This is a genomic window from Olivibacter sp. CPCC 100613 (assembly GCF_036959255.1).
In the GTDB taxonomy this organism is placed as follows: domain Bacteria; phylum Bacteroidota; class Bacteroidia; order Sphingobacteriales; family Sphingobacteriaceae; genus Olivibacter.
The window spans coordinates 74,456-86,367 of the sequence record NZ_JAWMTI010000006.1 but is presented as its reverse complement, the minus strand read 5'-3'; the positions used below and the strand labels follow the sequence as shown (position 1 = coordinate 86,367).

Genomic DNA, 11,912 nt, shown 5'->3' with positions numbered 1-11,912 from the left:
ACCAGACTTATTATAGCCAATATGTTATATCAGAAATTAAAAACGAATACCATCTCTTCATCTCGTACAATCTCTATTTATTTATTCTTCATCCTACTAGGTATGCAGTCACTGAGAGCACAAGATGAAACGAAGGGATTAAAGGATTACTATAAGAATTTTTTCCCCATAGGTGTAGCAGTTAATGGACATTCGCTTGCCGGAAAAGAGGCGCATTTATTACAAAAAGAGTTTAATAGTGTTACACTGGAGAATGCCATGAAAATGGAAGTCATACACCCCCAAGAACACGTGTATAACTGGGCCCTTGCGGATAGTATCGTTGCCTTTGCACAGAAAAATCGGTTGCGTGTTAGAGGCCATACGCTGCTTTGGCATGAACAAGTTCCCGATTGGTTTTTTCTTGATGATCAAGGAGCGTTGGTTTCTAAAGATACATTGTTAAAAAGATTGAAAGACCATATTACGACGGTGGTTGGGCGTTACAAAGGGAAAGTTTATGCTTGGGATGTGCTGAATGAAGCGATCGATGACAATCCGAAGCAGTTTCTGCGCCAATCTAAGTGGTTGGAGATTGCCGGTGAAGAGATACTGGCGAAGGCTTTTGAGTATGCGCATGAAGTTGATCCGAATGCCCTCCTATTTTATAACGATTATAACAGCGAACGTCCGGAGAAGAGAGAAAGGATATACCGTTTGGTGAAAAAACTAGTGGATGACGGTGTCCCTATTCATGGGATAGGGTTACAGGGACATTGGTCAATTTTCGAGCCTTCAACTTCTGATCTAGAACAAGCCATTGAACGTTACGCTTCGCTTGGTTTGCAGCTACATTTTACTGAACTGGACGTATCTGTGTATCCTTGGGAAAAAGAAAGAAGAAGGAAACGCCCGGGTGAGATCGATGCTTTAACCCCAGCACTTGAAGAAAAGCAAATAGCACAGTATGAAATGATCTTTTCCGTTTTTAGAAAATATAAAAGTCATATCACGAGTGTGACCTTCTGGAATTTATCGGACCGTTATTCGTGGTTAGATCATTATCCTGTACAGGGTAGGAAGAATTATCCCTTGCTATTTGATCGCAATCTTGAACGTAAAAAAGCTTACTATAAAGTCGTTGATTTCAAAAACTAATTTGTAAATCGATATTTATCATACGCATTTAAACCGTATGCGAAGCTATCGTCAAGGATCAATTGTATTCATTGTATACCTTCATTGTGATAGAAATGGCTAAACCCTGTCAAGGAGCTTGTTTACTTAAATCGATCTCAAATGGCGAAGCAGGTAAACCAGCAGTATTGTAAAGCCCTGCTATGGGATTGTCCGCCCAGGCGTATTGTACTTTTGTCGGTCGCTCAATATCAGGAGCTGTAAGGATAAGCGTGTTTCCTTGTATTTCAGTGTTCGCCCAAACAAATTTACCATCTTTACCGGCTAATGTAAAACCTGATAAATTGTTTTCAAGTCGCACATCCAAGCTCGCTCCTTGATTATCAAATAGAAGTTCGACCCGATTGCCCTTTACTTTCCATGATTTCAGTACGGGACCAGAAGCCACAATCCCTTTCTGGTGGTATACATCTTTCAGAGCCAATAAGGCCAGTCGCTTGGCTACATTTTTTTTATCCAAAGGATGTATATCATTCCATTCCCCCAAATCAATGGCCACAGCCATGTTGGTATGAGCAGTTTTTAAGCCAAGTCGTTGCGCTTCGCGTAAATTTGCCCAAGCGCTCTCTGTCGGTTGTTGCTGTTTGGGATTATAGTTTGGTAGTTGCACATATAGAAAAGGCAAGTTCTGATCGTTCCATTTTTTTCTCCACTCATTGATTAAATCCCTAAGCAAAGCAGTATAACGTTGATAAGTTGCGATATTCGATTCACCCTGGTACCATAATATGCCTTTGATGCTATACGGAAAAAGAGGGGCTGCCATTGCATTAGATAGCCCGGTTGGTTGGTATTGAAAGGTTACAAGATCGGTTGGGAAGGCTTGTGTAAGGGCACCGACTTGAAAGCTCCAGTCTCCTTTTAGGCTGATGGTGTCAGAATAGGTTGTTAGCGCATAATCTTTATCCGGTATAAATTCACCATGCTTGCTTTGAGTTACTACACGAACCACCAAGGTGTTTTTTCCCGGCTTTAAAAGCCCGGGCGGGATCTTATAGCGCCGCGGTGGGTATTGATATCCGGTAGAGCCAACTAAAATACCATTGATATAAGCTTGGTCGCTATCTATAATTCTTCCTAAGTGCAGCATTGCTTCTTTCCTAAGAAGAGAAGATGGTACGTTAAAATCTTTTTTTAACCAAACGCTTCCACACTCATTCCATCTCCCCGGTATTTGAATAACTTGATCTGTTTGAAACCTATAGGGACTTTCATACCATTTTGGAATTTCCGTCAATCCTTTATCTTTTGCATCCAAAGTTGCATGCCAAATTTCGGTTTTTCGTTGATCGATTTTTTTTATGCTATCAACTACTAAACTGTCTTTATACAGGTGTGTTTTGGCTAATAAATCAGGGTATTTCTGTATAGTCTCTTCCGATAACCAAGCCTCAATCGGAGAGCCTCCCACAGCACAGTGGATGATACCAATGGGAACTTGTAGCTTTTCTTGCAAATGTTTAGCAAAGAAGTAGCCAACAGCTGAGAAATTAAGCACTTCATCCGGCGTAACTGATTTCCAGCTCCCTGAAGCGACGTCAGTTGCGGTACTATTAAAATCATAGTCTAAAGGCACTTTGAACTGGCGAATAGTAAATGACCTGGCCGTATCGATTTCCTGCTGATATTTTGGTGCTACCCGTGAAATCGGTAGTTCCATATTCGACTGGCCGGAACAGAACCATACGTCGCCCAATAAGATGTTGTTCAATTGGATCGTATTCTCTCCCTGAATAACCATGTCATAAGGTCCACCTGCCGGCATAGCAGGTAGGTGGACCTGCCAGTCACCTATCGAGTTGGCTTTTGTTGTGCGTTGATGCCCTTGGAAGTTTATTGTTATCAATTCTCCAGGTTTTGCCCAGCCCCAGAGATGAATCGGCCGGCCGCGCTGAAGCACCATGTCATTCGCAATGAGCCTCGGTAGTTTAATCGTCGCCTGTGATGTTAATGATATAATGGTTAAGAAGCTAAATAAGCTTAAGAGGCGCCGGTATTTGCTTGATATATGGCGGTTGTGCGCAGTGTCATGTATTAAGATGTGATTCACGATATGGTTTTATTGATTCAGGGCTGTATTGGTTTCAAACGGATCGATCATTCCCAATGTTCCGTCTGGATTGTGGGTAAGCTCCGTTACTTTTATATTCCGTAAATGTGTTTTTCCCGACAACTCCGTGTCATGATAAAATATATACCATTTTCCTTTGAATTCTATAATGGAGTGGTGCGTCGTCCAACCTTGAACAGGCTTCATAAAATGACCGGCATAAGTAAAAGGGCCCATGGGAGAATCGCCTATCGCATAGGCTAAAAAATGGGTGTCGCCGGTAGAATAAGTGAAGTAATATCGGTCTTTATATTTATGCATCCAGGCACCTTCGAAGAAACGTCGATCATGATCGCCTCCTAAAATAGGCTTCCCGGCACTGTCGATAAGCATGGCTTTCTCCACGGGTCCATCAAATTCAATCATATTTGCTTTCAGTTTGGCCACGCGGCAGCTAATAGCGGGTGCATCATCCTGCTTTAAGTCGGTGAGCGAACCATTTGCTTGGTAGGTGCCGGTTTCCCAACGCTGCAGTTGTCCTCCCCAAATACCGCCAAAATACATATAGGCGGTGCCGTCATCGTCTACAAATACCGCTGGATCGATACTATAACTTCCTGCGATCGGTTCTTTGAAAGCTTTGAAAGGACCTGTTGGCTTTGTGGCCCTCGCTACACCGATCCGGAAAACATCTTCCTTATCCTTTGCGGGGAAATATAGATAATAGGTGCCGTCTTTATAAGCAGCGTCCGGAGCCCACAGCTGTCGCTTTGCCCAGGGAATATCTTCAACCGATAGCGTAACACCATGATCGGTTGCCGATCCGCTGATACTATCCATCGATAAGACGTGATAATCACGCATGGCAAAGTGGTCTCCATTATCATTTTCAGTCGTTCCTGCGTCAATATCATGCGAAGGATAAATATAAATTTTACCATCGAAAACGTGGGCGGATGGGTCGGCCGTGTAAATGGAATGAATCAATGGAGCGGATAGAAAGCTTTGCTTCTTCTGTTCTGCTTTGTCGATTTTCTGTGATTGCTGTTGTTGATGATTTCCAGAACAAGCATAGATAAACGGAACGGCTAGTAGCCAAACGGACATCTTTTTTCTCATATTTATTGATTTCTTATTTTGTTTAAACGAATATTAGTAACCTGGGTTTTGATTGCCACTGATTTGTGGGTTGTTGTCTAGTTCAGCTTGAGGGATGGGCAATAACTCGTCTCTGCCCGGACGGAAATAAGCGATGGGCTCAACGCTAAAGTAGCCCTTTGACCGCCAGCGTAAAATATCGATATTGCGCAACGATTCGTTTGATAATTCAACGGACTTTTCGTGTATAATGGCTTTGATCATGTCTTCCTTCGTTGATACCGGAAATTGAGCGGTAGGGTAGGGAGGCATTGCAACACTTGCTCTGGCGCGCACTTGATTTAAATAGTTCACAGCTGCAGTCAGGTTGCCCAGTTCTGCTTCGCACTCTGCTAAATTGATCAGCACTTCAGCATAGCGGATAATTCGCTGGTTATTACCACCCGGGTGATAACTAGCTCTGCTTTTACTTTCCTTGTAAATAATCATGAATTTCCGAAAGCTAACCTTCTTGCGGACCCCGTTTACAATGGATGAATTGTTGTTTTGATCTGCATCGGTGAGTACATCTGCGCCATTGTTGTAGCGGTCACCGGTTTGATAAAAGCTATAAGAGAATCTCGGATCTGTTTTTTCGGCACCTGTTTCTGTATTTTCAAATTCATTTAGCAGCTTGTTGGAAGGAATTAAGTTGCGCCAGGCAACGGGATTATACTCTTGGTTCCGTATGGTCGATTGAGCTGCATTTGGCGTATCATCAGTACTCCAATTAAAATCATTATCGCCTTTATCGACATAAATAACTTCGAAAATTGATTCACTGTTAAATTCAGTCTCCTCTTCAAAATTATCTAGATAACGGTCGGTTAAACGATAACCATCTGCACCGGCAGTTGGAATTTTGAGAAGCGCTTCTTTGGCACCTGTATAATCGCCCTGTTGCATCAGCACGCGTCCGAGTAAGGCATTAGCTGCCGCATGTGTTATTCGGCCATTCTCTGTAGTGGATTTACCTGGTAATATATTCGCAGCCTCTTGTAGGTCTTGCATAATGAATTGATACACGGTGCCAACCTCCGCTCGTGCTTGGTAATCGGAAGGTGACTTAACGGTTTCAGTGTATAGTGGCACAGCACCCCATTTCGATACCAGTTCAAAATAGGCCCAGGCGCGTAAAAATTTAGCTTCTGCTAAACAGCGGTCGCGTAATGCCGGATCATCGCTTACATTAGGACCGTTTTCAATAACGGTATTGGCTCTATGAACAACCGTATAAAGTCCGTTCCAAACAGCATTCATCACGCTATTGGTCGGATCGACGTTCCCGTTTAGTATCTGCGCTCTGGGTACCTCCAGTTGACTTCCTCCGGCAGCGACGTCGTCACTACGTAGGTCGTGAAGAAAATACCATTCACGGGCAACCAAATTGATGCCTCTTACGGTGGCATAAATGGCGTTAGTGCCAGCTTGTAGCTCATTGGCTGTTTTAAAGTATTGATCAGTTGATACCACATTTTCATTATTGGTATTCAATGCGTCTTTTTTACACGCATATAAACTGAATCCTATTGAAATTGCAAGGAATTGTATGATTCGTTTTTTCGTCTTCATCGGATTATAATTAAAATGATGCCTGAATGCCTACTTGGAAAGAGCGTGGACTTGGATATTGTCCATAGTCGACACCGTTGGTTAGCGTGCCGTTTTTGGAACCGATTTCCGGATCCAGCCCGGTATAGTCCGTCACCGTGAACAGATTCTGGGCGGATACGTAAAACCGAAGTTGGCTGATGCTTGTCCAACCGAGTCCCTTTATCCATTGTTCCGGTGCAGTGTACCCAAGCATAATATTCTTTAATCGCAAATAAGATCCATCTTCGATCCAACGGGTAGATGGTCGTACGTTTTGATTAGGATCTCCATTAACGGCACGCGGAATGGAGGTGTTGGTGTTTTGTGGAGTCCAAGCGTTCAATACCGATTGATCAGCGTTGAAAAGTCGTGGCATACCTTCGCGAATGATGCGGGTGGCATTGAAGATGTCGTTGCCTTGCACACCTTGAAAAAATAAGCTAAGATCGACATGTTTATAATTAGCCGAAAAGTTCAATGAATAGCTGAATTTAGGCATAAAGCTGCCAATAAAGGTCCGATCTGCATCATTGATTATACCATTGCCGTCTAAATCCCTAAATTTCAGATCACCAGGTGCTGCCCCATTTTGCGTAGCATGAGCATCGATTTCTGTTTGATCTTGGAATATGCCGTCGACAATGTAGCCGTAAAATGATTGGACGGGCTGGCCTACAACGGTGTTCGTGAGTGGACCGCCCCCTCCGAAGTCGGCATCCCCGCCGGCTGTGATCGATGCGTTTTCGCTACTTAAACGTAAAACTTTATTACGGATAATGCTCATCAGGCCGGTGACATTCCAAGTGAAATCACCGCTGGTTTTATGGTATCCTAATTGAAACTCAAATCCTTGATTCTGCATGGCAGCCACATTGGCTAGCGTACCCGTGCCATTAAAACCAAAGCTGGTGGGAGTGGGTACCGTAAGAATCAGGTTGTCCGTTTTTCGTTTAAAATACTCCGCTACCAAGGTGATTCTATTGTCCAAAAAGCCAAGATCCAAGCCAATATTGGTTTGTTTCGTTTTCTCCCAGGCTAAATCAGGATTGCTCAAACCATTATAAAATGATCCATTCCCATTTACAATGGTTCCATTGAACGCATAAGTAGCTTGATTTCGTTGAATAGGCTGTAAGTAAGGATAGTTACCTAGCAAGATGCCGTTGATGCCGGTGATACCATAACCTCCGCGCACTTTAAATTCGGAAATCCAAGGCGTGTTCTCCATGAAGGATTCACGATCTATCTTCCACCCAGCCGATACCGCCGGGAAATTTTCATATTTGTTTCCCGGTGCGAAAACAGACAGTCCATCGCGTCGAATGGAAGCGGTGAATAGGTACCTTCCATCATAATCGTAGGTTACACGAGCCAACATCGAACGGATTAGGTTTGTTTCATATAAGCTATTTGCTGTGACGTTGGTAGCACCGTTAAGTGTTTTAACAAGATTGGTACTCTGGTTGCCGCTGGCCGTTTCGTTACGATAACGTTGGCCCTGGCTTTCGTAAACAAGGGTAGCACCTAGGTTATGGTTATTGAAAGATTTGTCGAAACTCAGCTGTTGTGTAAAAAGATGCGTAGTATATAATTGCCGTTGGTTTTCAATCGTAGCGATATTGACAATGGAGGTACCTCCGTCGTTATGTATAGGGGTGTAATTTTGTATAGCAATGTTGGAATGATCTACGCCATAAGTGGACGTAAATTTCAACCAGGGTGTAAGCGTCAATCTTATATATGCCGTTCCCAAGATACGTGTGGTATTGTTGATATTTTCGACGAGATTGGCTATTTCTACGGGATTGACGGGATCGGATGCATCGAAGCTGTTTTGAGGTCCCATGAAGCCGCCGAGATTGTGGGGATTATAAACCGGTAGGTAGGGTTGCATACGGATCATATTCACAATGGGTGTGCGATTGCCCGCAGGCACATCAAAACGTTGCTTGGATTGACTCACATAAAAATTCTCACCAAAAGAGAAAAGTTTACTGATCACGTGTTCGGAATTAAGCCGATAATTAAGTCGTTTATAATAGAGACCTTCGGCAATACCTTGTTGATCGAAATAACCGGCACCCGTATAGAAATGTGACTGCTCATTTCCACCGTTCAATGAAAGGTTGTATTGCTGAAGGGGCTGGTTATTGCGAAAATAGGCATCCTGCCAATCCGTATTCGTTTGCGCAAAAGTTTGTGTAGCACCATCATAGATCGGTTGATTAAAATTTTCAGGTTCCAAACGAGGAGGAAGTGCCGCATCGGCGCCGTTCAGTGCCCGTTCATATTGTAAATACTGTGCAGTATTTAATAAGTTGAACTTCTTACTCGGACTTTGTATGCCGAAATAAGAATCGAAATTTACCTGTATGCGATCGCGTGCCGCGCCTTTTTTGGTGGTAATCATCACCACACCATTGGTAGCACGGGAACCATATATGGCAGCAGAACTTGCGTCCTTAAGGACGTCAACTGATTCGATATCCCGGGCATCAATGTTTGATATAGCGGTGGGAAAACCATCCACTACATAAAGTGGGTCGGAAGCAAAACTGATCGAACTGATACCCCTTATCGCTACAATAGGGGAAGTTCCGGGTGAGCCGTTATTAGTAACGGTTAAACCGGTAACTCGCCCCTGTAAGGCCTGATCGGTGCTGGCTACTGGTAATTCGGTGAGCGTTTTGGCGCTTACAGAGGATACCGCCCCTGTAATGCTTGATCGCCGCTGGGTACCGTAACCAACCACCACAACTTCACTTAATGCCTGTGAGTCACTCTTTAATACCACTTCGAGGCTTGTTTTTCCGTCTATTGACACTTCTTGGGCTAAAAAGCCTACATAGCTAAACATTAAAACAGCTTGATCGTCCGAAATGCTGATACTGAAAGATCCATTTTGATCGGTGCTTGTACTGCTATTGGTTCCCTTCAATTTGACGCTAACACCCGCAAGTGCTTGCCCATTTTCATCACTTACCTTTCCAACGATTGTTTTTTGGATGGATGGCTCTACCGCAACAGCTGTGGAGAAAAATAACCCCATACTAAGCATGTAAACTGCGACGGTATAAAGCGCTGTTTGTATCATGTGTTTCTTCATTTGCGTAAAATTTAGTTTATAATATGGTTTTTGTGGTCTTGATTAACGTAGGGGCTGTTTGAGATCGTTTCGATAACTGTTAACCCGATATAAAGTCACTTACGTCAAAGCTAATGCTATAGAGATCTATGCGGGTAGCACGAATGTTTAAAATAGTAGCAATAATGTCTATGGGAAATACGCTGTACTATGCGTTGGTTGGCTAAAACATATTTACTGTTTTTTTGATGATTATAACATCATGTAGGTTGTCTGACGATGTTAAATTTGCTAGAAGAATAGATGGAAGCATTATGGAAATGCACAGGGTTGGTTGTTGGTTTATATTGGTTATGCTCCCGGACGTGCTGCCGGGAGTTATTTTTTGCGACTGATAGCAATACCGGAGCGACTCGTTTTGTCTATCGTTGTTTCATAGCTTGATTGTTGGCTGAGAAAATCTAAATATTCGCTGATACCGGAGATCGATTGAAGTACATTATGGGCCGTGAAAGTCCCCCCTTTTTTGAGTTTAGGATCTATATCCTTAAAATACTGAATATACCAATCTTTATCCGCATCGGAGAAAACAAAGTCAAAAGGGCCTTTCACCTCCTTGACAACCTGATGGGCATCACCAAGCTTAAATTCAACGATATGCGATAGGCCGATCGTCTTCAGGTTTTCGATGGCTTCCCGTTGACGTTCTTTATTTAGCTCGATCGTTGTCAGTTTTCCACCGGTTTTACTTAGTGCCCAAGCGATCCAGACGGTGGAATGCCCTGTGGACGTGCCAATTTCTAAAGCGGACTGATAGTTGTTCTTGATAATGAGATCATGTAATAGTTGTCCATCTGCGTACGGTACATTTAGGTTATGCCATTGCTGTTGTTTGTCCTTCAGAAACTGCAGTACCCGCTTATCCAGTTCTTCTTGTTTCATCGTTTGCGCACCTGCTTTTGTAGGTAAATTAAAAAGCAAAACGGAGAACAGCATCGTTTTAAATAGGATCATCGTTTTCATAATGTGGTGGTGTTAGTCTTAAAAATAACAAGAAAAGACAACAATTTGTTGTCAATCCACCCTATAATCATTAATGATTTCCATCATAGCGATTACTACGGCTAGCTATCCGTGCTCCTCGATTACTTTTTTTAGTAACTCAAGCGTAACGTTCCAATAAAAAGCCAAATGCTTGTAGATTGACGCTGTAGGGAAATTAGATAGATCTAAGGTTAGTGCAGTATGCGTTGGATGGGCTTCGAGATTAAATGCAAGGTTTGTATAATTTTCAAGGTTGTCTTCAAGCTGGGAAATAGAGCTTAAGTGACTGTAGCATAAAAGACGGAAAGGCTCAAACTGTAGAATAACACCTCTATTTTCCATGGGAATTCCATGTAAATCTACTAGTATCCTTATAGGCCCCCCGATTTTCCAGTCCGTAATGACTTCTATAGAATCGTCTGACAGCCACTTTTGCATTAAAGTTGGATTTGTCAGGAATTCCCAGACGATAGCAGGAGGTGCAAGAATAAAAACCGTTTTACGGTGATGTTGAGGGAACATTTATTTATACCATCTGTTTTAGCGTTTCAAATGTAATACATTTGCTCCTAAATCTTTTTCAAATACCCGCTCCAATTTGCTATCGTGTGGAATGATCATGATTTCTAAGAAACCTTTGCTAACTGTACCTTCAAGGATGTGACCACCTTGAGCTATAAAATCCTTACTCGCTACTACACCGTGCAAATGGGATACTTGGTTTCTCATCTTGCCAGGCTATGCTTCCAAGCATACTGGCCGGTTCGACATCGTTAAAGTATTTTGGATTAAACTTCTTTATTTAAATCAGCTGTCAAAAAATTAGACAGCTGATTATCTCTGCTACAATTTTCCCAGTGCGTTGTTTATCGTTTTTAAATCTTCAGCAGATAAATTAATTTGCGCAGCCAGTGCATTCTCTCTTGCTTGTTGTGCATTGCGAGCGCCAGCCAGCACGGCAGTAATACCCGTTTGTAAACTAGTCCATCTTAGCACTAATTGAGATAAGGTCGCCTGCTTATCCATTGCAATTGGCTCCAGCGTTTGTACTAAATCCTGAACCTTATCCAGATTAAATTGTGCAAAATAACCATGTCGATGATCATCTTCTTTTAATTTACCGTCACGGAAATACTTACCACTCAATAAACCTCTTTCCATTGGGCTATAAGCAATGATTCCAATATTGTTTGCGATAGCATGAGGTACTAATTCTTTTTCAATTTCGCGATTGAGCATGCTGTACGGAACTTGGTTGCTAGCCGGCGGAAAGGTTGTTGTTGCCTCTTTTAGTTGTGAGGTACTGTAGTTGCTGACCCCAGCTGCACGAATTTTACCTTGTTTTATTAATTTTTCCAAAGCCTCCATGGTTTCCCCTATGGGGCTTGTTTGATCTGGCCAATGTAATTGTAAGAGATCGATGTAATCAGTACCCAGTCTTTTTAAACTCTCTTCTACCTCTTTGATGATGTTATCTTGCCCGGCATATTGATACACAGGGATTTTTTTGCCATCTTCTTCTGCATCAAAAAAGAAAACACCTTTTCCTTTATTGCTGCCATCCCATACCAAACCAAATTTGGTGAGTAATTGAATGGTTGAGCGATCTCGTGTTTTAATTGCTTCGCCAACAAGTTTTTCGCTTAAACCAAAGCCATAAAAAGGTGCGGTATCAATAGCGCTTACCCCGTGATCGAGCGAGGCTAAAATCGAGTTGATGGAATCTTGTTTGTTGTTTCCTCCCCACATATTTCCACCAATGGCAAAAGCACCATGTGTAATAACGGATAATTTTAAATCTGTATTTCCGAGTTTTCTATATTCCAT

9 protein-coding genes are annotated in these 11,912 nt (G+C 42.5%); 1 reads left to right on the top strand and 8 read right to left on the bottom strand.

Annotation, left to right across the window (positions count from 1 at the left end; translation table 11 throughout):
* The first annotated feature begins 21 nt into the window (after nt 1-21).
* Nucleotides 22-1,137 carry an endo-1,4-beta-xylanase gene (locus RYH73_RS18585; protein ID WP_335314970.1) on the top strand — a complete coding sequence of 372 codons (1,116 nt, stop codon included), beginning with the start codon at nt 22-24 and terminating at the stop codon, nt 1,135-1,137.
* Nucleotides 1,138-1,246: 109 nt separating this feature from the next.
* Here RYH73_RS18585 and RYH73_RS18580 read toward each other — a convergent pair whose 3' ends face one another.
* From RYH73_RS18580 to RYH73_RS18545, 8 genes are all read right to left on the bottom strand, one after another.
* On the bottom strand, nt 1,247-3,226 hold the full coding sequence (locus RYH73_RS18580; RefSeq protein WP_335314969.1) for a sialate O-acetylesterase: 1,980 nt from the start codon (nt 3,224-3,226) through the stop codon (nt 1,247-1,249).
* A 9-nt stretch (nt 3,227-3,235) separates the two neighbouring features.
* Nucleotides 3,236-4,345: a glycoside hydrolase family 43 protein gene (locus RYH73_RS18575; protein ID WP_335314968.1), complete on the bottom strand. Its 1,110-nt coding sequence runs from the start codon at nt 4,343-4,345 to the stop codon at nt 3,236-3,238.
* A gap of 33 nt (nt 4,346-4,378) precedes the next feature.
* Nucleotides 4,379-5,935, bottom strand: coding sequence for a RagB/SusD family nutrient uptake outer membrane protein (locus RYH73_RS18570; protein ID WP_335314967.1), 1,557 nt, complete (start codon nt 5,933-5,935; stop codon nt 4,379-4,381).
* 10 nt (nt 5,936-5,945) lie between these two features.
* Nucleotides 5,946-9,062 (bottom strand): SusC/RagA family TonB-linked outer membrane protein, encoded by a 3,117-nt coding sequence (locus RYH73_RS18565; protein ID WP_335314966.1) that lies wholly within the window; start codon nt 9,060-9,062, stop codon nt 5,946-5,948.
* A 357-nt stretch (nt 9,063-9,419) separates the two neighbouring features.
* Nucleotides 9,420-10,064 (bottom strand): O-methyltransferase, encoded by a 645-nt coding sequence (locus RYH73_RS18560; protein WP_335314965.1) that lies wholly within the window; start codon nt 10,062-10,064, stop codon nt 9,420-9,422.
* A gap of 105 nt (nt 10,065-10,169) precedes the next feature.
* Nucleotides 10,170-10,607 (bottom strand): SRPBCC family protein, encoded by a 438-nt coding sequence (locus RYH73_RS18555; RefSeq protein WP_335314964.1) that lies wholly within the window; start codon nt 10,605-10,607, stop codon nt 10,170-10,172.
* 18 nt (nt 10,608-10,625) lie between these two features.
* Nucleotides 10,626-10,814 (bottom strand): hypothetical protein, encoded by a 189-nt coding sequence (locus tag RYH73_RS18550; protein ID WP_335314963.1) that lies wholly within the window; start codon nt 10,812-10,814, stop codon nt 10,626-10,628.
* A 114-nt stretch (nt 10,815-10,928) separates the two neighbouring features.
* Nucleotides 10,929-11,912: an aldo/keto reductase gene (locus tag RYH73_RS18545; RefSeq protein WP_335314962.1), complete on the bottom strand. Its 984-nt coding sequence runs from the start codon at nt 11,910-11,912 to the stop codon at nt 10,929-10,931.

Coding starts and splice junctions, on each gene's coding strand:
- RYH73_RS18575 (WP_335314968.1), bottom strand. CDS start 4,345: ATGAGAAAAAAGATGTCCGTTTGGCTACTAGCCGTTCCGTTTATCTAT.
- RYH73_RS18565 (WP_335314966.1), bottom strand. CDS start 9,062: ATGAAGAAACACATGATACAAACAGCGCTTTATACCGTCGCAGTTTAC.
- RYH73_RS18555 (WP_335314964.1), bottom strand. CDS start 10,607: ATGTTCCCTCAACATCACCGTAAAACGGTTTTTATTCTTGCACCTCCT.
- RYH73_RS18560 (WP_335314965.1), bottom strand. CDS start 10,064: ATGAAAACGATGATCCTATTTAAAACGATGCTGTTCTCCGTTTTGCTT.
- RYH73_RS18585 (WP_335314970.1), top strand. CDS start 22: ATGTTATATCAGAAATTAAAAACGAATACCATCTCTTCATCTCGTACA.
- RYH73_RS18550 (WP_335314963.1), bottom strand. CDS start 10,814: ATGAGAAACCAAGTATCCCATTTGCACGGTGTAGTAGCGAGTAAGGAT.
- RYH73_RS18570 (WP_335314967.1), bottom strand. CDS start 5,935: ATGAAGACGAAAAAACGAATCATACAATTCCTTGCAATTTCAATAGGA.
- RYH73_RS18545 (WP_335314962.1), bottom strand. CDS start 11,912: ATGGAATATAGAAAACTCGGAAATACAGATTTAAAATTATCCGTTATT.